The following is a 25,682-nucleotide window of genomic DNA, read 5'->3' as shown; positions in this document are numbered from 1 at the left end:
CGACCAAACGGTCGTGCGCTACCGCATAGTGAGCCTTACATGACCGCCAGCTTCGATTCCCAGCACGTCCGCCGCGCGTTTTCGCGCGCCGCCAGCAGTTACGACGCCGCCGCTGCCCTGCAGCGCGAGGTGGAAAAGCGGCTGCTCGAATCGCTGGACTACCTGGAAAGCCGGCAGCCGGAGGTGGTGCTGGACGTGGGCAGCGGCACCGGCCACGCCAGCGCGGCCATGAAGAAGCGTTGGCCGAAGGCGCAGGTGATCGCGCTGGACATGGCCGAGCCGATGCTGCGCGAAGCCAAGAAGCAGGCGGGCTGGTGGAAGCCGTTCACCCGGGTGTGCGGTGATGCGCAGGCGTTGCCGCTGCGCGACCAGAGCGTGGATGTGATCTACAGCAACCTGTGCCTGCAGTGGGTGGAGGACCTGCCTGCGGTGTTCGCCGGTTTCCGCCGCGTGCTCAAGCCCGGCGGGCTGCTGGTCTGCTCCACGTTCGGCCCGGAAACGCTGATCGAGCTCCGCGATGCATTTGCCAGCGCCGACGACACCTCGCACGTGAGCCGGTTCCCGCCGATTGCGCAGTTCGGCGATGCGCTGATGATGTCCGGCTTCCGCGACCCGGTGCTGGACCGTGACCTGTTCACCCTGACCTATCCCGACATGGATGCGCTGATGCGCGAGCTGCGCGCGATTGGTGCGACCAATGCACGCCAGGATCGCCGGCATACGCTGACCGGGCGCGGCAGGTTCGCGGCAGCGCGCGCCGCCTATGAACCGCTGCGCCGCGACGACGGCACGCTGCCGAGCAGCTGGGAAGTGATCTACGCGCATGCGTGGGCGCCGGATGCCGGCGCGCCGATTCGCGAGCGCGGGCAGGATGTGGCCAGCGTGCCGGTGTCGGCGATTCCGATCCGGCGCAAGACCACGTAGTAGAGCCACGCCCTGCGTGGCTGCGCCGGGTCAGGACCCGTTCGCGGAGGGGAACATGTCGCGATGGAAGAAATAGATTTCCTGCGCCAGGAACTTCCAGCTGGTGTGGAAGCTGCGGAAGCGCGTGCTCGGCGTTGACGAGGCCAGCGCATCGATGCCCAGTTCGCGCGCCAGCCGCAGCGCGCGGGCCATGTGCAGCGGGTCGCTGACGATGATCACCCGGTGCAGCTTGTGCTGGTCCATCAACAGGCGCGCTTCAACCAGGTTCTGGCGGGTGGTGCGCGAGGCGGTTTCGATCAGGATCGCGTCTTCCGGCACGCCCTGCTTCAACGCGTAACGGCGCGCGACCTGCGATTCGGAAAAGCGTGCGCCGGTACCACCGTAGCCACCGGTGAAGATCAGCAACGGCGCATAGCCCTGGCGGTACAGATCCAGCCCATGCCGGATGCGTTCTTCGAACACCGGTGACGGCTTGGCATCGTAGGCCGCCGCACCCAGCACGATGATCGCGTCGGCCTTGGCCGCCTGGTCGCGCTCGCCGACCCAGACGATCCAGGCCGTGACGCACAGCAGCCAGGCCGCCAGCAGCATGCACAGCCGCCACAGCCAGCCCACCAGCCCCTCCCGTGCGCGCCGGGTCATGCCGCGGCCCAAGGCAGGGCGTCCAGGTCGACGTTGCCGCCGGACAGCACCACGCCCACCCGCTGCCCGACAAACCGCGACGGCTGGGAGAGGATCGCGGCCAGGGCGATCGCCGAGGACGGCTCCACCACCTGCTTGAGCACCTGCCACAGCAGGCGCATGGCCGCCACGGTGGCCGCATCGTCCACCGTGATCACATCGGCCGCGCCCTGCAGCAGCGCGAAGTTCGGCGCCCCGAGGGTGCCGCGCAGGCCATCGCAGATCGTATCGGGGGTGAAGTCCAGGCGGCGCTCGCCGGCGGCCAGCGAACGGGCCGTATCGGCCGCGCCCTCCGGCTCGGCCAGCACCAGCTGCGTGCCCGGGGCCGCCGCCTGCAGTGCCAGCCGGGTTCCGGCCGCCAGGCCACCGCCGCCCACCGGCACCACCAGGGTGTCGAACGGGCCGTGGCTGCCCAGCAGCTCCAGCGCCGCCGTGCCCTGCCCGGCGATCACGTGGGAATCGGTATACGGATGGACCAGGGTGGCGCCGGTCTCGGCCTCGACCTCGGCGCACATCGCCTCGCGCGCGGCGATGGTCGGTTCGCAGCGCCACAGGGTGGCGCCATGGCGCACGATGTTGGCCAGCTTGGCTGCTACCGCGCCTTCCGGCACCACCACGTGGCAGGCGATGCCCCGGGTGCGCGCGGCCAGTGCCAATGCCGCACCATGGTTGCCCGACGAATGGGTGACCACCCCGCGCGCGGCCACGGCCCCGGGCAGCGCCCAGACCGCATTGCAGGCACCACGGAACTTGAAGGCACCGCCGCGCTGCAGGTGCTCGGCCTTGAACGCCAGCCGCGCCCCGCTCAACGCGTCCAGCACCTGCGACTGCAGCACGGGGGTGACGCTGGCGTGCGGCGCGATCCGCGCGGCGGCGGCCAACAGGTCATCGGCGCAGGGCAAGGATGAATCGGTCATGACACAAGATTAACGTGCCACGATGGCAACCGTTCATCCGGCCCGGGCAAAGTTAAGGGCCGATTCAATGCGGCGGCCTGAAGCTGGGCCCATACCCTAGGGGGACCCTTTCATGAAAATGCGCCTGATGCTTGCCGGCAGCCTGTTGCTGACGTTGTCCGGTTGCGCGACCTACGACTACGTGGGCGGCGGCGGTGGTGGCAACGGCTACTACCACGGCGCCCCGTCGGTGGAGTACCGCTATCCCGCGGGCTACCCGTACGGCTACGGCAGCGGCTACTACGGTGGCGGCGGCTATTACGGCTATGGCGGCTACGGTGGCTACAGCAACTACCCGATCTACCGGCCGTACCCGAACTACCGCCCGCCGCACAACCACCGCCCGCCGCCGCGCCCGGGCAACGGCAATGGGGGCCAGGTGCGCCCGCCGGACCGTCCGCGCCCGCCCTACAACGGCGGTTCGCCGTGGCGGAACATGGATTCGGTGGGGTCGCGACCGCCGCGCCAGGACCGCCCGCCGCAGCAGCGCCCCCAGGTGCAGCAGCAGCGCCCCGTGAGCGCGCCGCAGTCCCGGCCTAACCCGCCGGCGCAGCGGAGCAACGGCTCGCCGTGGCGGAACATGAATAAGTTGAACCAGCGCACAAATGAAAATTAAGAACGCTTGATTTTCACCCGCCTGGCAGGTCAATCTAGCCGGGCAGTGACGGCCTCGGTCGAAAAGTGACAAAAACGACAGAGGGCGTCACATTGAGCTCTATGTCGATATCCGACAGGAACATCTGGATCCCCCCTGTTCCGGCCCTGTCGGATGTCGGCACCTACAACGCAGAAGGCCCCGCCAATGGCGGGGCCTTTTGTCTTCCGGGGCATAAAAACAGGGCCGGCAGTCCCCCGACTACCGGCCCTTCTGCTTCCCCACGATGCGCATGAACCGGCCCCTGTTCCAATTCCGGTTCGTAGTGCCTTTCGGCGCCTGCCATCCTGGGTGCTATTGGGTTATCTGCAGAGAACGTGCCAACTTTAGGGTTGATTGCGATTTTTTTTGCAGGCCCCCGTTCACGGACCCGGCGCGAACGGCGCTAAAATGACCACCGCGCCCTGTCCCAGGGCGGTTCCGGGCCGTACCGGCCCTGCCCAGAGCACCCCATGACCGATTCTTTCTACGGCTACGACGTCATCGTGATCGGCGGCGGCCATGCCGGCACCGAAGCCGCGCTGGCGGCGGCCCGCAGCGGCGTACGCACCCTGCTGCTGACCCACAACGTGGAAACCATCGGCGCGATGAGCTGCAACCCGGCCATCGGCGGGATCGGCAAAGGTCATCTGGTCAAGGAAATCGACGCGCTGGGCGGCGCCATGGCGCATGCCGCCGACCGCGCCGGCATCCAGTGGCGCACGCTCAATGCCTCCAAGGGCCCGGCCGTGCGCGCCACCCGCTGCCAGGCCGACCGCAACCTGTACCGCAAGGCCATCCGGGGCATGGTCGAGGCGCAGCCGAACCTGACCGTGTTCCAGGCCGCCGTGGATGACCTGGTCATCGACGGCGACGCCGTGCGGGGCGTGATCACCCAGACCGGGCTGCAGTTCAACGCCCCGGCCGTGGTGCTCACCGCCGGCACCTTCCTGGCCGGCAAGATCCACGTCGGGCAGACCCAGTGCGCCGCCGGCCGCATGGGCGACCCGCCGGCCACCACGCTGGCCGCGCGCCTGCGCGAGCGCCCATTCGCGATCGACCGGCTCAAGACCGGCACCCCGCCGCGCATCGATGGCCGCTCGCTGGATTACAGCGTGATGGACGAGCAGCCCGGCGACGACCCGCGCCCGGTGATGTCCTTCCTGGGCAGCGTGGCCGAGCACCCGGCCCAGGTGAGCTGCTGGATCACCCACACCAGCGAGCACACCCACGAGATCATCCGCGGCGCGCTGCACCGCTCGCCGCTGTACAGCGGCCAGATCGAAGGCATCGGCCCGCGCTACTGCCCGTCCATCGAAGACAAGGTGGTGCGCTTTGCCGAGAAGGCCAGCCACCAGATCTTCGTCGAGCCCGAAGGGCTGGACGTGGTGGAGATCTACCCCAACGGCATCTCCACCTCGCTGCCGTTCGATGTGCAGCTGGCGCTGGTGCGCAGCATCCGTGGCTTCGAGAACGCGCACATCACGCGGCCGGGCTACGCCATCGAATACGACTTCTTCGACCCGCGCGGGTTGAACAACACGCTGGAAACCAAGGCGGTTGCCGGGCTGTTCTTCGCCGGGCAGATCAACGGCACCACCGGCTATGAAGAGGCGGCCGCGCAGGGCCTGCTGGCCGGCCTCAACGCCGCCCGCCGCGTACGCGACGAAGCGGGCTGGTGCCCGCGCCGCGACGAGGCCTACCTGGGCGTGCTGGTGGATGACCTGATCACCCACGGCACCACCGAGCCGTACCGCATGTTCACCAGCCGCGCCGAGTACCGGCTGCAGCTGCGCGAAGACAACGCCGACGTGCGCCTGACCGGCATCGGCCGCGAGCTGGGCGTGGTCGACGACCGGCGCTGGGCGGCCTTCCAGGCCAAGCAGGAGGCGGTGGCGCAGGAATCGGCGCGCCTGCGTGCGCTGTGGGCGACCCCGGCCAACGCGCTGGGCCGCGAAGTGGAAGCCGCGCTGGGCGTGGCGGTCAGCCGCGAAACCAACGTGCTGGACCTGATCAAGCGCCCGGAACTGGATTACGCCAAGCTGATGCAGGTGCCCTCGCTGGGCCCGGGCGTGGCCGATGCCAAGGTGGCCGAGCAGGTCGAGATCGGGGTGAAGTACGCCGGCTACCTGGACCGCCAGCGCGAAGAAATCGAACGCCAGCAGCGCCATGAGAACACCACCATCGACGCGGCGTTCGATTACGCCAGCGTGCGCGGGCTGTCGGCCGAAGTGCAGCAGAAGCTGGAGCGGGTACGCCCGCAGACCATCGGCCAGGCCCAGCGCATCCCCGGCATGACCCCGGCCGCGATCTCGCTGCTGCTGGTGCACCTGGAGCGCGCACGGCGCAGCCGGGTGGCGTAACCACGGCGGTATCATGGTGGCCTGCCTTGTGGAGCGTCACCATGTCCCCCCTTCGTCCCTTCCTCGACACCTTCCCCGTCGTTGGCGAGCGCGCCTATATCGACCCCGCCTGCACGATCATCGGCGATGTGGTGCTCGGGGACGATGTGTCGGTGTGGCCGGGCACGGTGATCCGGGGTGACGTCAACCATGTTCGGATCGGCGCGCGCAGCAACATCCAGGATGGCACCATCATCCATGTCAGCCACCACAGTCCCTACAACAAGGGCGGCTACCCCACCCTGATCGGTGAGGGCGTCACCGTCGGCCACGGCACCATCATCCATGCCTGCACCATCGGCGAGTACAGCCTGATCGGGATGGGGGCGTGCATCCTCGATGGTGCGACCGTGAGCCGGCACGCCTTTGTCGGCGCCGGCGCGGTGATCGGGCCGGGCAAGGTGGTCGGCGAAGGCGAGCTGTGGGTGGGCAACCCGGCACGGCCGGTGCGCAGCCTGAGCGCGCAGGAGATCGAGTCGCTGCACTACTCCGCCGACCACTACGTGCGGTTGAAGGACAAGTATTTGGGGATGTGACCCCGCACACGGTAAAGTCGGTGTCCGACCCAGGAAGCAGTCGAGAACCGCATGCCGTTGGCAGCCGTCCGGAGGGACGCGTGCGCATGAGCGCACCCATGCTGGATACCTACCGTGAAGTGATCACGCCCGAAGGCGTGCCGCTGCACCTGCCGGCGGCCGGGCCGGTGCCGCGTGCGCTGGCCTGGGCCATCGACTTCATGATCCGCGTGGCCGCGCTGATGCTGCTGAGCATTCCGCTCACCCTGCTGGGCGAATTCGGCCAGGGCCTCTACCTGGGCCTGATGTTCCTGCTGATGTGGGCGTACACCATCGTGCAGGAGGCCTGTTGGGGCCGCACCCTGGGCAAGCGGGTGATGAGCCTGCGCGTGGTGGCCCAGGACGGCGCGCCGATCGGCTGGATGGCCTCCATCACCCGCAACCTGCTGCGCACCGTGGACATGCTGCCGTTCGGTTATGCGCTGGGGCTGCTGTCGAGCCTGTTCGACCGCAATGGCCGGCGCCTGGGCGACCTGGTGGCCGGCACCGTGGTGGTGCATGACAGTGGCCGGCCGTGGTCGGCCAGCGTGGCCATCGATACCGTGCTGGCCCCGCCGCAGCCGCTGCAGCCGGCCGAACAGGCGGCGATCATCGCCTTCGCCGAACGTGCGCCGCGTCTGTCCGGCCCGCGCCAGCAGGAACTGGCGGCGGTGGCCGCGCCGATCAGTGGTGGCCAGGGCCAGGTGGGCGTGCTGCGCCTGTATGCCATGGCCAACTGGCTGCTGGGGCGCCGATGAGGCAGGAACAGTTCGTGGCCCGCTACCAGGCCGAATGGCAGGCGCTGGAACGTTGGCTGGCGCTGCGCGGTGACCGGCCGCGGCATGCGCGCCGTTCGCCCGATCCGTCCTCGCTCAACGATGAGGACGTTCCGCAGCACTACCGTCGGCTGTGCCAGCAGCTCGCGCTCGCCCGCAAGCGCGGCTACAGCCCGCAGCTGGTGGCGCGCCTGCAGCTGCTGATGCAGCAGGGCCATGGCCTGCTGTACCGCACGCCGCCGCCGCGCTGGCGCCGCGCCCTGGAGTTCCTGCTGGCCGATTTCCCGCAGCTGGTGCGCAGCCAGGCGCGCAGCATGTGGGTGGCCACCGCGCTGTTCGTGCTGCCGCTGGTGGGCAGCTTCGCGGTGATCCAGTGGCACCCGGATGTGATCCACATGCTGATGGACAACGGCGCGATCGCCTCGCTGGAGAAGATGTACAACCCGGCCTCGCCGAACCTGGGCCGCGACAGTGGCACGGACTGGATGATGTTCGGCTACTACATCATGAACAACATCAGCATCGGCCTGCGTACGTTCGCCAGCGGGCTGCTGGCCGGCCTGGGCACGGTGCTGGTGCTGCTGTTCAACGGGCTCACCATCGGCGCGGCGGCCGGCCACCTGCAGCACATCGGCCACGGCGATCCGTTCTGGCGCTTCGTCTGCGGCCATGGCGCATTCGAGCTCACCGCCATCGTCATTGCCGGCGGCGCCGGCCTGCAGCTGGGCATGAAGCTGCTGGCACCCGGCCGGCGCCGGCGCATCGATGCGCTGGTGGAAGGCGGCATCATCGGCGCCCGGCTGTGCCTGGGGGTGGCGGCGATGCTGCTGGTGGCCGCCTTCATCGAGGCGTTCTGGTCCTCGATTGCGGCCGTGCCCGCATGGGGCAAGTACAGCGTGGCCGCCGTGCTGTGGACGCTGGTGTTCGTGTGGCTGTGGCGCGGTGGTCGGGGGGGCGGTCATGCGGATTGACCAGCTCAACGTCACCCTGCGCGCGCGCTCCGAATGGGAAGCGATGGAGCTGGGCACCGCCCTGGTGCGCCGGCACGCGCGGGCGATCTGGCTGCCGCTGATCGCGGTGTCGCTGCCGGTGTTCGCCGTGATCAACGCCGTTGCATGGTGGGCCGATGCGTTCGGTTGGGCGTGGCTGCTGATGTGGTGGCTCAAGCCGGTATCGGACCGGATCGCACTGTATGTGATCTCACGCGGCGTGTTCGGCGACGAACCACGTCCGCTGCAGACCCTGCGCGCGCAGCGGCACTGGGGCTGGAGCGGGTTCTGGGGCTACCTGGGCTGGCGCCGCTTCAGCCCGTTCCGCTCGCTGCTGCTGCCGGTGAACCTGCTGGAAGGCAGCGATGCTTCCCAACGCAGCGTGCGCCGCCGCGCCGTGCTCAGCGGCACGTTCGGTCATGCCGTGCTGCTCACGCTGATGTGCATGGTGTTCGAGCTGGTGATCGTCAGCGGCTGCATCGCGGCGGTCTTCCTGTTCGTGCCGCTGGAACTGCTGTCCGATTCCTGGCGCGCGGCGTGGGAGATGGTCAGCGAGAACATGCCGGCGTGGGCACAGCTGGGGGTGAATGCCCTGTTCTGGCTCGCCGCCACGTTAATCGGGCCGTTCTACGCCGGCGCCGGCTTCGCGCTGTACCTCAACCGCCGTACGGAAATGGAAGCGTGGGACGTGGAAATCGCGTTCCGGCGCATGCGTGATCGCCTGCAGCAGGCCGCCCCCCTGCTGGTACTGGCGCTGGTGCTGTGCTGGCCGATGGGAGGGCTGCACGCGGAAGAACCTGCGCAGGCGCCGAGCTGCGCTGCGCCCACTGGCACGGATGACGATGCGGGTGATGAGGAAGAAGAAGCGGCCGACACAGTGCCTGCCGACGATCCGTCGAACACCCCGGCCGTGATCTTCGGTGGCACGCCCGACACCGCCGGGTTCCGCCAGGCCGTGCAACGCGCGTACGAAGATCCGCTGGTGGCGCCCACGCGCGAAGTGAAACGCTGGGAGCGCACCCTGAGCGAGGCGGAGAAGAACAAGAAGAAGGACGATGCGGACAAGGACCGCAATCCGTTCGGGCGCGGTCCGCGCCTGCCCGCGCAGATTGCCGAATGGATCCTGTGGGGCCTGGTCGGCCTGCTGGTGCTGGGGCTGATCGCCACCGCGCCGTGGTGGGTACGCTGGCTGCGCGGCACCGGCGTGAGGCGGCGCAAGGCCACCGATCCGGTGGTCGAGGAAGCGGTGGAACTGCCCGAGGTGATTCCGCCGGATCCGGCCGCGCGCGCACGCGACCTGTGGCAGCAGGGCCGTCCGCGCCAGGCGCTGGCGCTGCTGTACCGGGCCAGCGTGGAATCGATGAGTGAACGCGCCGAGGTGGTGCTGCCACCGGGCGCGACCGAAGCACAGTGCCTGCGCGCGTCGCGGCGCATGCCGGTGGAGGCCGACCGCACCCTGTTCGCCCGCATCGTGCGGGTCTGGCAGTACGCCGCCTACGCCGGCCGCCTGCCCGAGCCGGACGAGTTCGACGGCCTGGCCACCACCCTGCAGACCCAGTTCCGGTGGCGCGCATGAGTGCCCGCCTGCGCTGGCTGGTGGTGCTGGGCGTGCTGCTGGTGGTGGGCGTGCCATTGGCGATCCTGTTCCTGCGCAGCCATGAGCGCGTGGTCCATACCGAGCACCTGCCGCCGCAGGGCGAGGCCAGCTACAACCCGCTATACGTGCTGGGCCAGGCGCTGCGTGCCGACGGCATCACCGTGCATTCCAGCCCGCGCATCGACCTGCCGCGCATGCAGCTCAAGCCGGCCGACACCGTGCTGCTGCTGCAGGACACCGCCGATGTGCCCGCCCCCACCGCGCAGGCGCTGCTCGCGTGGGTGGAACGGGGCGGCCACCTGCTGCTGCGCACACCGCCGCCGTTCAAGGACGAAGACGCCCCGCAGGGCCCGTTGCTGGATGCGCTGGGCGTGGATACGGAGTACTACGAGAGCGCCTGCAAGGCCTTCCAAGTTGTCGACGACCCCGGCCATTCCGAGTTCTGCAGTGGCCGCCGTTTCGGCGTGGACGTGCCCGACGGCATCCGCGTGGCGCGCGAGTGGGGCGATGACGAGGGCAATGTGTTCGCGCGGCTGCGCAAGGGCGCAGGCACCGTCGACGTACTGTCGGACATGGAGTTCCTCAAGGGCACGCCGAGGATCTTCAACGCCGATGATGCCAAGGGCAGCCTGGCCGACGGGCTGCACGACATCGCGCATCGCGACCTGGCCCGCTACCTGCTGGACCCGAATTACGCCGAAGGCACGGTCTGGCTGATCTACGGCTCGCGCCCGCCCACGCTGTGGTCGCGCATCTTCTACCAGGGCTGGCCGGTATGGGTGCCGTTGCTGCTGGCCCTGCTGGCGTGGCTGTGGCAGCGCGCGCAGCGGCTGGGCAGCCTGCTGCCGGCGCCGGCCACCGAACGCCGTTCGCTGCTGGAACACGTGCGTGCCAGCGGCGAGCACCTGCTGCGCTATGGCAAGGCACCGCTGTTGTACGACGCCACCCGCCGCGCGTTCCTGGCCCGGCTGCGGCGGCGTGCACCCACCGCTGCCGCGCTCAGCGGCGAGGCGCAGGTGCATGCCATCGCCAGCCTGCTGCAATGGCCGCATTCCCGTGTCCAGACCGCCCTGCAGGTGCCGCCATCGAAGGATGTCACGGCCCTGCGGGAGCGCATCCGCCTGCTGATCCAGATGAGAAACCTGCTATGACCGAGCACACCGCACCGCCGCCGTTGTCCCCGCCCGCGCTGACCGGCCAGAGCCTGGTCGAACGCGTCGATACCGTGCGCGATGCCGTGGGCCGCGCCTTCATCGGCCAGCCCGAGGTACTCGACCAGATCCTGATCGCGCTGCTGGCCGGCGGCCACGTGCTGATCGAAGGCGTGCCCGGGCTGGGCAAGACCCTGCTGGTGCGCGCCTTGGCGCAGGCACTGGAGCTGGACTACGGCCGCGTGCAGTTCACCCCGGACCTGATGCCCAGCGACGTCAGCGGCCATGCGGTGTACGACCCGAAATCGGAGAGCTTCAAGATCCGCCGCGGCCCGGTGTTCACCAACCTGCTGCTGGCCGATGAGATCAACCGCGCCCCGGCCAAGACCCAGTCGGCCCTGCTGGAAGTGATGCAGGAAGGCCAGGTCACCATCGAAGGCAAGGCCTTCGCGCTGACCCCGCCGTTCCTGGCGCTGGCCACGCAGAACCCGGTGGAGCAGGAAGGCACCTACCCGCTGCCCGAGGCGCAGCTGGACCGCTTCCTGCTCAAGGTGATCATCGATTACCCGGCGCTGGAAGACGAAAAGCGCATGGTCGATGCGATCACCACCGGCCGCAGCGCGGCCGACTTCGACCTGTCGCAGGTGCCGCGCGTGCTCAATGCCGCCGAGGTGATCGCGCTGCAGCAGGCGACCGCGGCAATCACGGTGGACCCGGAAGTGGTGGACTACGCGGTGCGCATCGTCGCCGCCACCCGCACTTTCCCCGGCATCGCGCTCGGCGCCGGCCCGCGCGGCAGCATCGCGCTGGTGCGTGCGGCGCGTGCGCAGGCGGTACTGGCCGGCCGCGACTTCGTCACCCCGGATGACGTTCGCGAGATCGCCCGCCCGGCGCTGCGCCACCGCATCGCGCTGGCCCCGGAACTGCAGATCGAAGGCCAATCGGCCGACGATGCATTGACCGCGTTGCTGGCCAAGGTGGAAGCGCCGCGCAAATGAGGCCAGGCCCGCTGCTGCTGATACTGCTGGTCGGCTGGGCGCTGCTCGGGCTGCCGGTGGCGTTCGGGCTGCTGCCGGTGTCGGCGTGGTGGGCGTCGGCAGCGGTGATCGCCGTGCTGGCACTGGTGGACCTGTTGCGCCTGCGCGCGCAGCCCTCGCCCACGGTGCAGCGCGAACTGCCCGAGGCGCTGGCGCTGAACGTGGAGCGACGCACCACGCTGCGCTTTGAATCCAGCCGCCGCCAGCGCGTGGAGGTGTTCGACCTGGTGCCCGGTGCGTGGACGATGCAGGGCCTGCCGCGTGCGTTGACGCTCAAGCCGCTGGTGGCCAGCAGCGTGGAGTACACGTTGACCCCGACCGCGCGCGGCCGCTTTGTATTCGATGGCGTGCACCTGCGCCTGCACGCGCCGTGGCGGATGTGGCGCCAGCGCCGCCTGCTGCCGCCAGCGCTGACCGTGCGCGTGTACCCCAACTTCGCCCCGCTCACCCGCTTCGCATTGTTCAGTGCCGAACAGGCGTCGCGGCTGGTCGGTGCGCACCTCAAGCGCCGCCGTGGCGAAGGCACCGATTTCCACCAGATGCGCGAGTACCGCATCGGTGACAGCCTGCGCCAGATCGACTGGAAGGCGACCTCGCGCGCGCGCAAGCTGATCTCGCGCGAGTACCAGGACGAGAAAAACCAGCAGCTGGTGCTGATGATCGACACCGGCCGCCGCATGATGGCCAGCGAAGGCGGGCTGTCGCACTTCGACCATGTGCTCAATTCAGCACTGGTGGTGTCCTACCTGGCGCTGCGCCAGGGCGATGGCGTGGGCCTGTTCGCCAGTGGCGGCGAGAGTCGCTGGGTGGCACCGCAGCGCGGCATGGGCGCGATCGACGCGCTGCTGCGCGCCAGCTACGACCTGCAGGCGCAACCGGTGGCCACCGACTATCTGGCGGCCGCCACCGAACTCAGCCTGCGCCAGCGCCGGCGTTCGCTGGTGATGCTGGTCACCAACGTACGCGATGAGGATATCGAAGACCTGCTGGTGGCGGTGCGCCTGTTGCAGCGCCAGCACCTGGTCTGCGTGGCCAGCCTGCGCGAGCGCGAGCTGGACGTGGCGCTGGAGCGCGAGGTGGAAACCCTGCAGGACGCGACCCAGGCCGGTGCCATCGCGCGCTACCTGCAGCAGCGCAACGATGCGCATGAAGCACTGCGCAGCCACCGGGTGATGGTGCTGGATGTCACGGCCGATGCGCTGCCAGGCGCGCTGGTGGAGCGCTACCTCGCCGTCAAGCGTGACGGATTGCTGTAGGCACGTATCGACCAACGGTCGATACCTACCGATCGGTGTCCGCCGGTAGGTCACGACCGTTGGTCGTGACGCCGTTGACCCATTACACGTAAATGCGCGTCGGCGCTTCGTCGATGATCGCGTGCGGTACGAAACGGGCGCTGTCGCGGGTGATCCGGCTGTTGTCTTCGCGGATGCCCATGCCGCAGGCCTGGTCGCCCACGATCCAGCTGCCGATCAGCGGGTAACCGCCGTCGAACGACGTCAGCGGGTGCGCGGCCTGGCGGATCGCCGGGCCGGTGTACGGGCCTTCGCTTTCCTGCCAGCTGCCATCGGCCAGGTGCATGGCCACGTTGGCGCCTTCGCGCGAGAACAGCGGTTTGCGCACCCAGCCGGCCGGCAGCGCGCTGCCGTCATCGAACTCGGCCGCCAGCAGGTTCGGGTGGCCGCGGTGGCGATCCCACAGCAGCGGCAGCACGCCCTTGTTGCTCAGGATCGCCTTCCACGCCGGTTCCAGCAGCTGCACGCCCGAGCCAGGCAATGCCTGGCCGAACGATTCGGTCATCAGGTCTTCCAGCGGGTACAGCTTGAACAGGCTGCCGATCACCGTGTCATCGAGCGCGGTGAAACGGCCGTCCTCGGACAGCCCGATGTCCTCGATCGCGATCGCCTCGCCGCGCAGCCCGGCCTGGGCCGCACAGTCGCGCAGGTAGGCCACGGTACCCTGGTCTTCTTCCGACGCGCCCACGGCGCTGAAGTACAGCGGCGGCGGCAACTGCGCCGACAGCTGCCCGAAGCGCTCCACCAGCGCCTCATGGATGGCGTTGAACTGGTCGGCCTGCGGCGGCAGGCGGTTCTGGTTGCGCTGGTCTTCCAGCCATTGCCACTGGAAGAACGACGCCTCGAACAGCGAGGTCGGCGTGTCGTAATTGAGCTCGTAGAGCTTGGCCGGACCGGTGCCGTCATAGGCGAAGTCCAGCCGGCCGTACAGGTGCGGCTCGCCGCGGCGCCAGCTGTTGGCGATCCAGTCGCGGAACGCGGGCGGAATCGCCAGCTGGTCCATCAGCTGTTCGCTGCGCACCACCTCGTCCACCAGCTCCATCGCCATCGCATGCAGCTCGGCGCTGGGGTCTTCGATGTCCTGCTCGATCTGGCGCAGGGTGAAGGCGTAGTACGCGGTTTCATCCCAGTACGGCAGGCCGTCGATGGTGTGGAAGCGGAAACCGGACTCGGCAGCACGAGCGCGCCATTGGCTGCGCTCGTCGATTCGCACACGCTTCATTGCATCAACCGCCGTAGCTGCTGCGGCTGCTGCTGGTGTTGCCGAAGCCACCGCGGCTGGCGGTCACGGCACGGTTCGGGGTGCTGGTGACCGGGGCCAGGCCGGCCTTGCCGGCGCCGATGCCGCTGGCGGTGTTCAGCCCGCCGCTGCCACCCGGGGCCGGGCGTGCCCAGCCCTTGGCCTTGTCCTGGTAAGCCGGGCTCGCGGCCGGGGCCTGCGCCAGGCCGGCGCCACGGTTGCTGAGCATCTGCGACATGAAGAAGCCCATCATCATCGGGCCGATGAACGAATGGCCGGTGGAGGTCTTCTGTTCCACGCACTGCTCGGCGTTGTACTCGGCTTCGCATTCGGCACGCGAGGCGTACTTGGGGGCCGCGTCGGCCGACTGCTTCTGCGCCTCGGCAAACGCCGTGCGGCAGGCAGACGGGTCACCAGTGGCGTCGGTACAGGCCTGCACCGAGGTATACAGCCCCTCCTGCACCTGCACCGCCTCATCCTTCTGGCAGGCGGTGAACAGCAGCGGTGCGGCGCTCATCAGCAGCAGTGCGGTGGTCCTGGAACGTTTCATGGCGTCGTGCCCCCTTTTACGGTTATCCCCTCAATCATGCCTGATCGCCGCCAACAACCAAAACCGGCAAAGTCGAAAAGATGAACGGCGTTTCAGGATCGGCCGCCCGGACGGTTGCAACAGCAACCGGAATTTTTGGGCAGAATCGAGTGGCAACGCGCCCCCACGGCCCGCCAGATCCTGCCAGCCCCCATGCCTGAATACCGCTCCCGTACCTCCACCGCCGGCCGCAACATGGCCGGTGCCCGCGCCCTGTGGCGTGCCACCGGGATGACCGATGCCGACTTCCACAAGCCGATCATCGCCATCGCCAATTCATTCACCCAGTTCGTGCCCGGCCACGTGCACCTCAAGGACCTGGGCCAGCTGGTGGCGCGCGAGATCGAACAGGTGGGCGGCGTAGCCAAGGAGTTCAATACCATCGCGGTGGATGACGGCATCGCCATGGGGCACGACGGCATGCTGTATTCCCTGCCCAGCCGCGAGATCATCGCCGACTCGGTGGAGTACATGGTCAACGCGCACTGCGCCGATGCGCTGGTGTGCATTTCCAACTGCGACAAGATCACCCCCGGCATGCTGATGGCCGCGCTGCGGCTGAACATCCCGGTGGTGTTCGTGTCCGGCGGGCCGATGGAAGCGGGCAAGACCCGGCTGGCCGAGCACAAGCTGGACCTGGTGGATGCGATGGTGATCGCCGCCGATGCCAGCGCCTCCGATGAAAAGGTGGCCGAGTACGAGCGAAGTGCCTGCCCCACCTGCGGGTCGTGCTCGGGCATGTTCACCGCCAACTCGATGAACTGCCTCACTGAAGCGCTGGGGCTGTCGCTGCCGGGCAACGGTTCGACCCTGGCCACCCACGCCGACCGCGAGCAGCTGTTCCGGCGTGCCGGCCGGCTGGTGGTGGAGCTGTGCCACCGCTGGTATGGCGGCGAAGATGCCACGGCGCTGCCGCGCGGCATTGCCACCCATGCCGCGTTCGAGAATGCGATGACGCTGGATATCGCCATGGGCGGTTCCACCAACACCATCCTGCACCTGCTGGCGGCCGCGCAGGAGGCCGAAGTGGACTTCGACCTGCATGCCATCGATGCGCTGTCGCGGCGGGTGCCGCAGCTGTGCAAGGTGGCGCCGAACACGCCCAAGTACCACATGGAAGACGTGCACCGCGCCGGTGGCGTGTTCGCGATCCTGGGGTCGCTGGCGCGCGGCGGGTTGCTGCATACCGAGGTGCCCACCGTGCACAGCCGTACCCTGGCCGACGCGATTGCGCGCTGGGACGTGGCGGTGACCGACGATGCGGGCGTGCACGAATTCTTCAGTGCCGGCCCCGCCGGCATTCCCACCCAGGTGGCTTTCAGCCAGGCCACGCGCTGGCCTTCATTGGACCTGGATCGCGCCGACGGCTGCATCCGCGATGTCGCGCACGCGTATTCGGCCGAAGGTGGGCTGGCGGTGCTGCGTGGCAACCTGGCCGAGGATGGCTGCGTGGTGAAGACCGCCGGCGTGGATGAGTCCATCCACGTGTTCGAGGGCAGTGCAAAGGTGTTCGAAAGCCAGGACGCGGCCGTGCAGGGCATCCTGGCCGATGAAGTGGGCGCGGGCGACGTGGTGGTGATCCGCTATGAGGGCCCACGCGGTGGACCGGGCATGCAGGAAATGCTGTACCCGACCAGCTACCTGAAATCGAAGGGGCTGGGCAAACAGTGTGCGCTGCTGACCGATGGGCGGTTCTCGGGCGGTACGTCCGGGCTGTCGATCGGGCATGCGTCACCGGAAGCGGCGGCGGGCGGCACGATTGGATTGGTGCGCGATGGCGACCGGATCCGGATCGATATTCCGGCACGGCGGATTGATGTGCTGGTGGACGCCGCGACGTTGGCGGCGCGCCGTGCGGAGCAGGATGCGTTGGGGTGGAAGCCCCGTGAGGCGCGTCCGCGCAAGGTGACCGGCGCGCTCAAGGCCTACGCGTTGTTGGCGACCAGTGCCGACAAGGGCGCGGTGCGGGATCTGAGCAAGGTGTAGCGTTGCGCCAACCGCGCCAACCGCTGATCGATGCGTTGCGCGGGTTCGCGCTGCTGGGCGTGTTCCTGGTCAACCTGCGGTTCTATTCGCTGGATGCCTTGCTGGATGAGGCCGCGCAGCAGGCGCTGCCGAGTGCCGCGCTGGATCACGCGCTGCGCACCGGGATGGGCTGGCTGGTGGATATGAAGGCGGTGACGATCTTCTCGCTGCTGTTCGGCATGGGCTTTGCCATGCAGATGGAAATGCGCCCTGGGGTGGTTCCGCACCTGCGCCGGATGGGCGCGTTGGCGCTGATCGGGCTGCTGCACGCCACGGTGCTGTGGTGGGGTGACATCCTGCTGACCTATGCGCTGGTGGGCCTGCTGCTTCCGCTGTTCCGCCGCCTGGGCAACCGTGGGCTGGTGCTTGCCGGACTGGTGTTCGCGCTGTTCCTGCCGCCGCTGCTGTCGCCGTGGATGCGCGAGTGGGTGATGACACTGGCGCCGCGCGCGCAGATGTATGGAAATGCGTTCGAAGCCCTGTCCAGTGGCACGCTCTGGCAGGCGTGGTGGCAGAACCTGGTGCTGGGGGGTTGGGTGCGGCTGACCAACTGGGCGCTGCTGCTGTTCGTGCTGGGCCGCTTCCTGCTGGGCTACTGGGCAGGCCGCCGGGGGCTGTTACAGCGCCCCGAACAGCACCTGCCGCTGCTGTGGGGCCTGTGCGTCGGCGGCGCACTGGTTGGCGTGATGTTCCTGTGCATCGAGACAGCTGCGCCGACGATGAAGGCCCAATGGCCGCTGCTGCGCGAGGGGGTGCCGGGGTATCTGCTGCGGGTGAGCTACCGGGTGGCGCCGCTGGCGCTGGGCATCGCCATCGCCTGCGGGTTCGCGCTGCTGTACCTGCGGCCGTGGGCCGAGCGCGGGTTGCGTGTGCTGGTGCCGGCCGGGCGCATGACGCTGAGCAACTACCTGCTGCAGAGCGTGGTGTGCGTGCCGCTGTTTGCCGGGTTCGGGGCTGGCATCGGTCCCTCGCAGGGCCTGTGGCCGGTGCTGCTGGTGGCGGCCATCGTGTTTCCGCTGCAGCTGTGGCTGAGTGCGTGGTGGCTGCAGCGGTACTACTTCGGCCCGGCGGAGTGGCTGTGGCGCAGCCTGGGCGATGGGCAATGGCTGCCGATGCGGCGCAGGTAACACCTCGCCAGCCACGCAGGGCGTGGCTCTACGCCGGAACATCGTCGGTAGAGCCACGCCCTGCGTGGCTGCGACGTAGAAGTCAGCCGATGACCCGCTTGAACGGCGGCAACGCATCGATGATGCGCTTGCCGTAGCGGCGGCTGATCAGGCGCGAGTCGAGGATGATCACGCGGCCGGTGTCGGTGGAGGTGCGGATCAGGCGGCCGGCGAACTGGGTCAGCGTGCGCAGGGCGTGCGGGATGGCGATCAGGTTGAAGGCGTTCAACCCGCGACTTTCAAACCACTCGCTCAGGGTAGAGGTCTGCGGATCGGTCGGCACCGCGAACGGTACCTGGGTGATCACCACCGTGGTGCAGGCTTCGCCGGGCAGGTCCAGGCCTTCGCCGAACGAGTTCAGCCCGAACAGCACCGAGCCCTCGCCCGCCGAGGTGCGCCGCAGGTGCTCGTCGATCATCTTCTGCTTGGCCGTTTCGCCCTGCACCAGCACCTGCTTGCGCTGCGCGGCCGGCATCAGCTCGGCCACTTTTTCCATCTTCCAGCGCGAGGTGAACAGCACGATGCTGCCCTTGCTCCAGTCCAGTTCCTTGACCAGGTACTTGGCGACTTCCTTCGGGTGCCGCTCGCGGTCGTCCGGGGTGACCGGGAAGTTGGGTACGATCAGCTCGGCCTGGTTGGGCAGGTCGAACGGCGAGGCCAGCGAGACCATCTCCGCTTCGTTGGGAATGCCGTTGTCGATCGCCAGCGCCTGGAAATCGCCACCGCCGGTGAGCGTGGCCGAGGTCATCACCACCGAATCCACTTCGTCCCACAGCAGCTTGCGCAGCACGTTGGCGGCTGACACGGGCGAGCCGTGCAGGATCAGATCGCCATCGCGCGACAGCGTCACCCAGCGCGCGAACGGCGGCTGGCCGTCCTTGTCTTCGCGGCGCCAGGCGGTCCACAGGTTGTGCTGCTGTTCGATCATTTCCAGCGCCATGCCCAGCGTGCGCTGCAGGCGCTCGCGCGCCGCATCTTCAGGCTTGCCCTTGGCCACCTGGGATTGCGCGGCGTGGGCCCAGTTGAACAGCGCGCGGGTGTCGTCGGCCAGCGCTTCGATGTCGGCCATCCAGATGTCCGGCAGGCGCCCGTTCGGCGCGCGCCACATCGGCTCCTGCGCGGTCGGGTCCGGTTGCCAGCTGCGGTCGATCACATCGCGGAACGCGCGCAGCTGCTTGCTGACCCGCGCCGCCACGTCGATGGCTTCGTTGGGCAGCAGGTTGCCCAGCTTGTCCTTGTCCACCGCGCGGTAGGCGGCGGCAATCAGGATCTGCAGGCGGCCGGTGCGCTTGGCCATTTCATCCAGGGCCAGGCTGGCCGCGCCCTGGTCGATGGCGACGTTGCCGATGTGGTGGCCTTCGTCGAGCACCAGCAGCATGTCCGAGGGCGGTGCAATCAGCGGCTGGCCGTTGTCGCTTTCGCCAATGGAGAGCGCCGACAGCAGCAACGCGTGGTTGGTCACCACGATCTGTGCATCGCGCACGGTGTTGCGCGCGCGCAGCACCGCGCACTGCGCCGAGTAGGCGCACTTGCGGCCCGCGCAGCCCGACGCCGGGGTGGTGATGCGCGAACGCAGCGAGGGGCTGATGGTATCCGGCGCGTTGTCCAGGTCGCCGTTCCAGCGACCTTCTACGAAATCCCTGCTCAGCTTCTGGGCCAGGTCCATTTCGATCGGCGCCAGCGGGCGGTCGAACAGCGGCTGCTCGTCCTCGAACATGCCTTCCTGCGCGCCATCGCCATGCGCTTCGGCGGCGTTGCGCGTGCACAGGTAGCGGGTGCGGCCCTTGGCCAGCGCCACGGTGGCCTCCAGGCCGGTGGCCTTGAGGAAGTTCGGGATGTCGCGCTCGACCAGCTGCGACTGCAGCGCCACGGTGCCGGTGCTGATCACCAGCTTCTTCTTCGTGGCCAGCGCAATCGGCACGCCGGCGGTGAGGTAGCCCAGGCTCTTGCCCACGCCGGTGGGCGCTTCGACCACGCCTACCCCGCCGCTCTGCGACAGCGCACGCGAGACCACGCCGATCATCTGGCTCTGCGATCGCCGCGTGCTGAAGCCGGGGGTATTGGCCTGCAGCTTGGCGTAGGCATCGCGGATGACGGTCTTGAGCTCGTCGTTCAGCGCGCGCGGGGCTTCAACTTTTTCGGTCACGCCGGGGAGGTCCTGCCTGGATCAGGCGGGTATTTTCTCATGCCCGGGGCCTGTGGCCGGCGCGGAGTTTTCCGCGCCGGTTCAGTTCCGTGACCGGGGTCGCCCGCTCAGGCCGCCGGGGCGCTGCGGTTGCGCAGCGCGCGGGTCATCGCCCACACCAGCAGCACCGTGCCCAGTGCATCCACCAGGCCGATGAGGAAGTGGCCGCCGCGCAGCAGCCACGACAGCATCTGCACGTTGCCGTACTCGCCGCGCTGGACCAGCCAGGTCGGCACGACGTTGAGGGCCAGCCCGGCCAGGCTGGCCAGCAGCAGCAGCGCCAGCGACCACAGTGCCACGCTGCGGATGGTGCCGCGCGGGGCATCCACCACCCACACCAGCGATACCGCCAGCGCGATCAGCACCGGCAGGCGCAGCGCGGCCATGCCCAGCAGGCTGAGCAGCAGGTCCATGTTCACTCTTCACCCGCCAGCGCGTTCTTCGCGCGCAGCTCGGCATAGACCGGGTCGGTTTCCGGGCGCACTTCGTGCCACTGCTGGAAGCTGGTGGCTGCCTGTTCGACCAGCATGCCCAGGCCATCCACCATGTTGCGGCACTGTGCGGCGCGGGCCCAGGCCAGGAAGGCGAAGGAGGCTTCCCCGTAATTCAGGTCCACGGCGGTGGTCATGCTGTTGACCAGCGACAGCGGCAGCTTGAACTCTTCATCGCGATCACGGCCGGCAGAGGTGGCGTTGACGATCAGCTCGAAGTCGCCGAGTTCGTCCATGCGGTCCCAGTACTGGGTCAGCACGCGGCCGGGCTCGCCGATCGCATCGCTCAGCTCGTCGGCACGCTCGGGGGTGCGGTTGACCACCACCAGTTCGCGGATGCCGGCATCCAGCAGGGCCGGGGCCACGCTGCGTGCCGAGCCACCGGCGCCGAGCAGCAGCACGCGGCGGCCGCGCAGGTCGAGGCTGTGGCGGTCGGTGAGGTCACGCACCAGGCCCACGCCATCGGTGGTGTCGCCGTGCCAGTAGTCGCCCTTGCGCAGCAGCGTGTTGACCGAACCGGCCAGCTTGGCGCGCGAGGTGAACGTCCTGCACAACCCGAAGGCGATTTCCTTCAGCGGTGCGGTGACGTTGGCGCCGACACCACCGTCGGCGGCGAACGCCTCCAGCGCGGCCGGGAAGTCGGCCGGTGCCGCTTCAATGGCACGGTAATCCAGCGCGATGCCCTCCTGGCGGGCGAACGCGGCATGGATGTGCGGCGACTGCGAGTGGGCGATGGGCTGGCCGAATACGGCGTAACGGGCGGTCATGGGTGTCTTAAACTCCGGGCCTGGATTGAAACGCAAACCCCAATGGAAGCGACTATGCGCACTCCCTTGTCTCTGCTCGCGCTGAGCCTGAGTTTACTCTCCGCACCGGGCGCGATGGCGCTTTCCGAGTTCGGCATCGAAGGCATGGGCGTGGTGTCGACCAAGGCCAACGAGGCCCAGGCGACCATCGCGCCGGACGGCAAGCGCATCATCTGGGCCAGCGACCGGCCCGGCGGTGCCGGCGGCTGGGACCTGTGGCAGGCCACGCTGCGCGACGGGCGCTGGCAGGACCCGGCGCCGCTGGCCTTCAACACCGCCGGGGATGACGTGGACCCGTTCTTCAGCCACGACGGGGCCTGGCTGTTCTTCGCCTCCAACGGCGGCAGCGGGAGCGGTGGGTTCGACCTGTACGGGGTGATGATCCGCGAGGACGGCAGCTTCGGCACCGTGCTGACGATGCCGGTGACGGTCAACACGGCGGCCGATGAGCGCCACCCGGCAGTGCGGCCGGATGGGCAGGTGCTGCTGTTCGCGCGCAATGGCAAGGGCACCCAGGGTGGGTTCGACCTGTTCGTGGCAACGGCGCAGGGCCGCGGCTTCAACGCCGCGACGCCGTTGCCGGCGCCGCTCAACAGCGCGGCCGATGAGCTGGGCGGCGACTGGCTGGGCAACGGCGGGGCGCTGGCACTGACCCGGGTGGCGGGCGGCCATTCGCAGGTGTGGGTGGTGGGCTGCGATTACCGCAAGCCGGCCGAACCGCTGGGGTTGTCGTTCAATACCGCCGACGGGCAGACCCGCGCGCCGGTGGTGGATGCGTCCAAGCCCAGCGAGATGGTGGTGGCCGGGCAGGCGAAGTCGCCGAAGGCCGGCGGGTTGGATCTGTACAGGTTGCGCACACCCGCGGTGGCTGGCTGCCGGTGAGGGTGTTCAGTACGCGCGCAGCAACGCGGCGCGCTGCTGCTCGTACTCGGTTTCGCTGATCTCGCCGTTGTCCTTGCGCTGGTTCAGCGCGGCCAGCTGCGCCTGCACGGCAGGCGGCAGGTTGGCTTCGCGGGCCAGGCGGGCGGCGGCCGAGGGTTGTTCGGGCGCGCGCCGGGCGGCACGCAGCACGCCACGGATGACCAGGCCGATCACTACCGCGAACACCAGCACGCCGGTGCCCCAGGTCAGCCACTGCACCCATCCCATCGTCTGCATCATCCTGCTCCTGTCTGCGTGTTGACGCGTATTGTCAGCGTTCGCGCAGCCAACGCGCCACCTGCGGTGCGAAATAGGTCAGCACGCCATCGGCACCGGCCCGCTTGAAGCCGATCAGCGACTCCAGCACGCAGGCGCGTTCGTCCAGCCAGCCATTGGCGAACGCGGCTTTCATCATCGCGTACTCGCCGCTGACCTGGTACGCGAACGTCGGCACGCCGAACTGCTGCTTCACCCGGCGCACCAGGTCCAGGTAGGGCATGCCCGGCTTGACCATCACCATGTCGGCGCCCTCTTCCAGGTCCAGCGCGATTTCGCGCATGGCCTCGTCGCCGTTGGCCGGGTCCATCTGGTAGGTCTTCTTGTCGGCCTTGCCCAGGCTGGCCGAGCTGCCCACCGCGTCGCGGAACGGGCCGTAGAACGCCGAGGCGTACTTGGCCGAATAGGCCATGATGCGCACGTTGACGTGGCTGTTGGCATCCAGCGCGCGGCGGATGGCGCCGATGCGGCCGTCCATCATGTCCGACGGCGACACGATGTCCACGCCGGCTTCGGCATGCGACAGCGACTGCCGGACCAGCGCCTGCACGGTGATGTCGTTGAGCACGTAGCCCTTGTCATCGATGATCCCGTCCTGGCCGTGGGTGGTGTACGGGTCCAGCGCCACGTCGGTCATCACCCCCAGCTCGGGGAAGCGCGACTTCAGCGCGCGGATCGCCCGCTGCGCCAGGCCGTTCTCGTCCCACGCGGCGGCGGCATCCAGGCTCTTGCCGGCCGGGTCGATCACCGGGAACAGGTCGATCACCGGAATGCCCAGTTCCAGCGCTTCCTCGGCCACTTTCAGCAGCTCCTCGATCGACAGCCGTTCCACGCCCGGCATCGACGCCACCGGGGCGCGCCCGGCCAGCTCGTGGACGAACACCGGGTAGATCAGGTCATCGGTGGTCAGCGTGTTTTCGCGCATCAGCCGGCGCGAGAACTCGTCGTGGCGCATGCGGCGGGGGCGATAGTCGGGGTGGGCCATGGAATGCTCCGGGCAGTGTCGGGTTACTGCAGCAGGTAGCGCTGCGGTTGCAGGGGTTCCGGCAGCGGGCGCACGCCCAGGCTGTCGAGCAGGTCGATTTCGATGGTGCGCACCATCGCATCCAGCGGCAGGTCGTTGGGTTCCAGCCCGAACGGTTCTTCCATTTCCTCGCCCAGCTGGTCCAGGCCGAAGAAGGCATAGGCCAGCACCGCCGACACCACCGGGGTGGCCCAGCCCAGCGAGCTGGCCAGGCCGAACGGCAGCAGCACGCAGAACATCCACGCGCAGCGGTGCAGCAGCAGGGTGTAGGCGAACGGCAGCGGGGTCAGCAGGATGCGTTCGCAGCCGGCCTGGATGCTGGAGAGCGCATGCAGGCGGGTTTCGAACTGGGCATACAGGATGGTGTCGATCTCATCGGCGCGCAGCGCGGCGGTGGTTTCCACCGCGATCATCGCCAGCAGCTGGTCCGGCACGTTCTGGCGCTGCGCGTAGCGCCCGCGATCCGCCTCGGGCACCCAGGGCAGCCCGGCCAACGCGGCGTCCTGCCCGCGCAGGCGCGCGGCCAGCGCATGCGCGAAGGCGATGGCCAGGCGGCAGATGCGGTCGGCGCGCGCCGGTTGTGCGGCCAGCAGCGTGCTGCACAGCCGCGCCAGGCTGCGCGATTCATAGATGAGCTGGCCCCACAGCTTGCGCCCTTCCCACCAGCGGTCGAAGCAGGCGTTGTTGCGGAAGCTCAGGAAGATGGACAGCACCAGGCCCAGCAGGGTGAACGGCGCCACCGAGACGCGCTCGATGCCCGGCGGGTGGGCCAGTTCGGCGAAGGTGGCCACGGCAACGGCCAGCACGAAGATGGCGGCCACCTTGGGCGCGATGGCAGGCACGATGGAGCCGCGCAGGATGTACAGCAGCTGCCAGCCGTGGGGGCGGGGACGAATGATCATGGGGCGGTCATTCTACGCCCTCAGGTGCGGCAACCCGGCAGGTGCGACGGGGTGTCGCAGTCAGATGATCCCGCCGCCAATGGACAGGCGGACGATGCCCACTACCACCACGACCGCATTGAGCAGCAGGCCGGTCCATGCGCGACCCCGTTTGGTCGGGTGGGTGAACAGGATGCCGAGCGCGCCGATGACTGCACCGACTGCGGCGAACGGGATCAGGAACCAGTTGCCCCAGCCCAGCAGCGGGATCAGGGCCAGGATCATCCACAACAGGGCCACTACGCCCCACAACAAACTGATCAATCCCATGCCCCGCTCCCCTAACCTGAAAATGCTGGCGGCAGCGTAGCGACCCCCGTGCCAGTGGCGCGTGATGGCGGCGGCAAGAACGGGATGCGGCAGGCTCACCCCGGCGGTGTTAACGTTCGCCAGAACGGGGTTGGCGCCGATTCAGTGGCCGGCCCGGATGATCCAGGCGCAGGCCGACCAGGCCGAACAAGGGTGAACCCATGAACATTCGACTCCTTCCGCTGCTCGGCGTTCTGCTGGCCGTGACCGGCTGCGCCAGCACTTCCAAGGTGATGCTGGGCCAGACCCGTGCGCCCACCGATCCGGCGCTGGTGCAGATCTATTCCACTCCACCACCGGGTTCGATTGAAATCGCCCAGCTGGAGTCCACCAGCGCCGCAGGCTTCGGCACCCAGGGCCAGACCGATGCGGCGGTGATGCGGCTGAAGAAGGAGGCGGCCGCGCTCGGCGCCAACGGGGTGATCCTGATGGGCGTGGAGTCCAGCAGCTCAGGTGGCGGCCTGTCCGTAGGCGGCGGCAGCTACGGCTCGCACAGCGGCGGCGGCGTGGGCATCGGCATTCCGACCACGCAGAAGCGCGCGGCCGGCGTCGCCATCTGGGTTCCCAACCCGCCACCGGCGGACCGCCTGCCGGTGCAGACGATCACGCCGACCCGGTGAAAGCGGGTCACGACCAACGGTCGTGACCTACCCAGTTGGTAGGCCACGACCGTTGGTCGTGGCCCACGCGGAGGCGATTACTTTGCCCTGTAC

General features: G+C 68.7%; 25 protein-coding genes. 14 read left to right on the top strand and 11 right to left on the bottom strand.

The window, feature by feature from the left end:
• Positions 1-39 precede the first annotated feature (39 nt).
• The gene (gene bioC / locus QMX79_RS11435) at positions 40-924 is read left to right on the top strand and encodes a malonyl-ACP O-methyltransferase BioC (protein ID WP_282246868.1); all 885 of its coding nucleotides are present in this window, start codon (positions 40-42) and stop codon (positions 922-924) included.
• Positions 925-954: 30 nt separating this feature from the next.
• Here the strand turns inward: bioC and QMX79_RS11430 are convergent, their stop codons facing one another.
• Complete coding sequence (locus tag QMX79_RS11430; protein WP_282246867.1) at positions 955-1,578, bottom strand: YdcF family protein; 624 nt, start codon at positions 1,576-1,578, stop codon at positions 955-957.
• The gene (locus QMX79_RS11425; RefSeq protein ID WP_282246866.1) at positions 1,563-2,522 is read right to left on the bottom strand and encodes a pyridoxal-phosphate dependent enzyme; all 960 of its coding nucleotides are present in this window, start codon (positions 2,520-2,522) and stop codon (positions 1,563-1,565) included. Before QMX79_RS11425 ends, QMX79_RS11430 begins: the two co-directional genes overlap by 16 nt.
• 112 nt (positions 2,523-2,634) lie before the next feature.
• Here QMX79_RS11425 and QMX79_RS11420 point away from each other — a divergent pair, with 112 nt between their 5' ends.
• From QMX79_RS11420 to QMX79_RS11380, 9 genes are all read left to right on the top strand, one after another.
• Complete coding sequence (locus QMX79_RS11420) at positions 2,635-3,177, top strand: hypothetical protein (RefSeq protein ID WP_282246865.1); 543 nt, start codon at positions 2,635-2,637, stop codon at positions 3,175-3,177.
• A 491-nt stretch (positions 3,178-3,668) separates the two neighbouring features.
• On the top strand, positions 3,669-5,558 hold the full coding sequence (gene mnmG, locus QMX79_RS11415) for a tRNA uridine-5-carboxymethylaminomethyl(34) synthesis enzyme MnmG (RefSeq protein WP_282246864.1): 1,890 nt from the start codon (positions 3,669-3,671) through the stop codon (positions 5,556-5,558).
• Between the two features lie 41 nt (positions 5,559-5,599).
• Positions 5,600-6,133, top strand: a complete 534-nt coding sequence (locus QMX79_RS11410; RefSeq protein WP_282246863.1) for a gamma carbonic anhydrase family protein — start codon at positions 5,600-5,602, stop codon at positions 6,131-6,133.
• Between the two features lie 86 nt (positions 6,134-6,219).
• Positions 6,220-6,909 (top strand): RDD family protein, encoded by a 690-nt coding sequence (locus QMX79_RS11405; RefSeq protein WP_068854364.1) that lies wholly within the window; start codon positions 6,220-6,222, stop codon positions 6,907-6,909.
• A complete protein-coding gene (locus QMX79_RS11400; RefSeq protein ID WP_282246861.1) occupies positions 6,906-7,898 on the top strand; it encodes a stage II sporulation protein M in 993 nt (330 codons plus the stop codon). The genes QMX79_RS11405 and QMX79_RS11400 overlap by 4 nt, the downstream gene beginning before the upstream one ends.
• Positions 7,888-9,492 carry a DUF4129 domain-containing protein gene (locus tag QMX79_RS11395; protein WP_282246860.1) on the top strand — a complete coding sequence of 535 codons (1,605 nt, stop codon included), beginning with the start codon at positions 7,888-7,890 and terminating at the stop codon, positions 9,490-9,492. The genes QMX79_RS11400 and QMX79_RS11395 overlap by 11 nt, the downstream gene beginning before the upstream one ends.
• Positions 9,489-10,664 (top strand): DUF4350 domain-containing protein, encoded by a 1,176-nt coding sequence (locus tag QMX79_RS11390; protein ID WP_282246859.1) that lies wholly within the window; start codon positions 9,489-9,491, stop codon positions 10,662-10,664. Before QMX79_RS11395 ends, QMX79_RS11390 begins: the two co-directional genes overlap by 4 nt.
• Complete coding sequence (locus QMX79_RS11385) at positions 10,661-11,662, top strand: MoxR family ATPase (protein ID WP_282246858.1); 1,002 nt, start codon at positions 10,661-10,663, stop codon at positions 11,660-11,662. The genes QMX79_RS11390 and QMX79_RS11385 overlap by 4 nt, the downstream gene beginning before the upstream one ends.
• Positions 11,659-12,957 (top strand): DUF58 domain-containing protein, encoded by a 1,299-nt coding sequence (locus QMX79_RS11380; protein WP_282246857.1) that lies wholly within the window; start codon positions 11,659-11,661, stop codon positions 12,955-12,957. The genes QMX79_RS11385 and QMX79_RS11380 overlap by 4 nt, the downstream gene beginning before the upstream one ends.
• A gap of 82 nt (positions 12,958-13,039) precedes the next feature.
• Here QMX79_RS11380 and QMX79_RS11375 read toward each other — a convergent pair whose 3' ends face one another.
• Both QMX79_RS11375 and QMX79_RS11370 read right to left on the bottom strand, forming a co-directional pair.
• The gene (locus QMX79_RS11375; RefSeq protein ID WP_282246856.1) at positions 13,040-14,218 is read right to left on the bottom strand and encodes a glutathionylspermidine synthase family protein; all 1,179 of its coding nucleotides are present in this window, start codon (positions 14,216-14,218) and stop codon (positions 13,040-13,042) included.
• Positions 14,219-14,222: 4 nt separating this feature from the next.
• Positions 14,223-14,786 carry a DUF1190 domain-containing protein gene (locus QMX79_RS11370; RefSeq protein ID WP_282246855.1) on the bottom strand — a complete coding sequence of 188 codons (564 nt, stop codon included), beginning with the start codon at positions 14,784-14,786 and terminating at the stop codon, positions 14,223-14,225.
• A 192-nt stretch (positions 14,787-14,978) separates the two neighbouring features.
• Here QMX79_RS11370 and ilvD point away from each other — a divergent pair, with 192 nt between their 5' ends.
• Positions 14,979-16,811, top strand: a complete 1,833-nt coding sequence (gene ilvD / locus QMX79_RS11365) for a dihydroxy-acid dehydratase (protein WP_282246854.1) — start codon at positions 14,979-14,981, stop codon at positions 16,809-16,811.
• Positions 16,812-16,813: 2 nt separating this feature from the next.
• Positions 16,814-17,977, top strand: a complete 1,164-nt coding sequence (locus QMX79_RS11360) for a DUF418 domain-containing protein (protein WP_282246853.1) — start codon at positions 16,814-16,816, stop codon at positions 17,975-17,977.
• Between the two features lie 82 nt (positions 17,978-18,059).
• Here the strand turns inward: QMX79_RS11360 and dinG are convergent, their stop codons facing one another.
• From dinG to aroE, 3 genes are all read right to left on the bottom strand, one after another.
• On the bottom strand, positions 18,060-20,162 hold the full coding sequence (dinG, locus tag QMX79_RS11355) for an ATP-dependent DNA helicase DinG (protein WP_282246852.1): 2,103 nt from the start codon (positions 20,160-20,162) through the stop codon (positions 18,060-18,062).
• A 107-nt stretch (positions 20,163-20,269) separates the two neighbouring features.
• The gene (locus QMX79_RS11350) at positions 20,270-20,614 is read right to left on the bottom strand and encodes a hypothetical protein (protein ID WP_282246851.1); all 345 of its coding nucleotides are present in this window, start codon (positions 20,612-20,614) and stop codon (positions 20,270-20,272) included.
• A gap of 2 nt (positions 20,615-20,616) precedes the next feature.
• Positions 20,617-21,459, bottom strand: coding sequence for a shikimate dehydrogenase (gene aroE, locus QMX79_RS11345; protein ID WP_282246850.1), 843 nt, complete (start codon positions 21,457-21,459; stop codon positions 20,617-20,619).
• A 54-nt stretch (positions 21,460-21,513) separates the two neighbouring features.
• Between aroE and QMX79_RS11340 the strand changes: the two genes are divergently transcribed.
• Positions 21,514-22,380, top strand: a complete 867-nt coding sequence (locus QMX79_RS11340; protein WP_282246849.1) for a TolB-like protein — start codon at positions 21,514-21,516, stop codon at positions 22,378-22,380.
• 6 nt (positions 22,381-22,386) lie between these two features.
• On the opposite strand, the gene QMX79_RS11335 is transcribed toward QMX79_RS11340, so the two are convergent.
• From QMX79_RS11335 to QMX79_RS11320, 4 genes are read right to left on the bottom strand one after another with little or no spacing between them, the layout of a single operon-like run.
• Positions 22,387-22,659, bottom strand: a complete 273-nt coding sequence (locus QMX79_RS11335; protein ID WP_184125973.1) for an SHOCT domain-containing protein — start codon at positions 22,657-22,659, stop codon at positions 22,387-22,389.
• A 31-nt stretch (positions 22,660-22,690) separates the two neighbouring features.
• The gene (hemB, locus tag QMX79_RS11330; RefSeq protein WP_282246848.1) at positions 22,691-23,680 is read right to left on the bottom strand and encodes a porphobilinogen synthase; all 990 of its coding nucleotides are present in this window, start codon (positions 23,678-23,680) and stop codon (positions 22,691-22,693) included.
• Between the two features lie 23 nt (positions 23,681-23,703).
• Entirely contained in the window at positions 23,704-24,621 is a 918-nt protein-coding gene (locus QMX79_RS11325) for a bestrophin family ion channel (protein ID WP_282246847.1), read from the bottom strand.
• Between the two features lie 60 nt (positions 24,622-24,681).
• Entirely contained in the window at positions 24,682-24,930 is a 249-nt protein-coding gene (locus QMX79_RS11320) for a hypothetical protein (RefSeq protein WP_282246846.1), read from the bottom strand.
• 200 nt (positions 24,931-25,130) lie between these two features.
• Between QMX79_RS11320 and QMX79_RS11315 the strand changes: the two genes are divergently transcribed.
• The gene (locus QMX79_RS11315) at positions 25,131-25,589 is read left to right on the top strand and encodes a hypothetical protein (RefSeq protein ID WP_282246845.1); all 459 of its coding nucleotides are present in this window, start codon (positions 25,131-25,133) and stop codon (positions 25,587-25,589) included.
• Positions 25,590-25,682: the final 93 nt, after the last annotated feature.

This window comes from Stenotrophomonas sp. PS02300, assembly GCF_029959395.1.
Taxonomy (GTDB): Bacteria; Pseudomonadota; Gammaproteobacteria; order Xanthomonadales; family Xanthomonadaceae; genus Stenotrophomonas; species Stenotrophomonas maltophilia_AD.
Note: the sequence above shows the minus strand (reverse complement) of the source record. Positions and strands in the feature narration are given on the sequence as shown.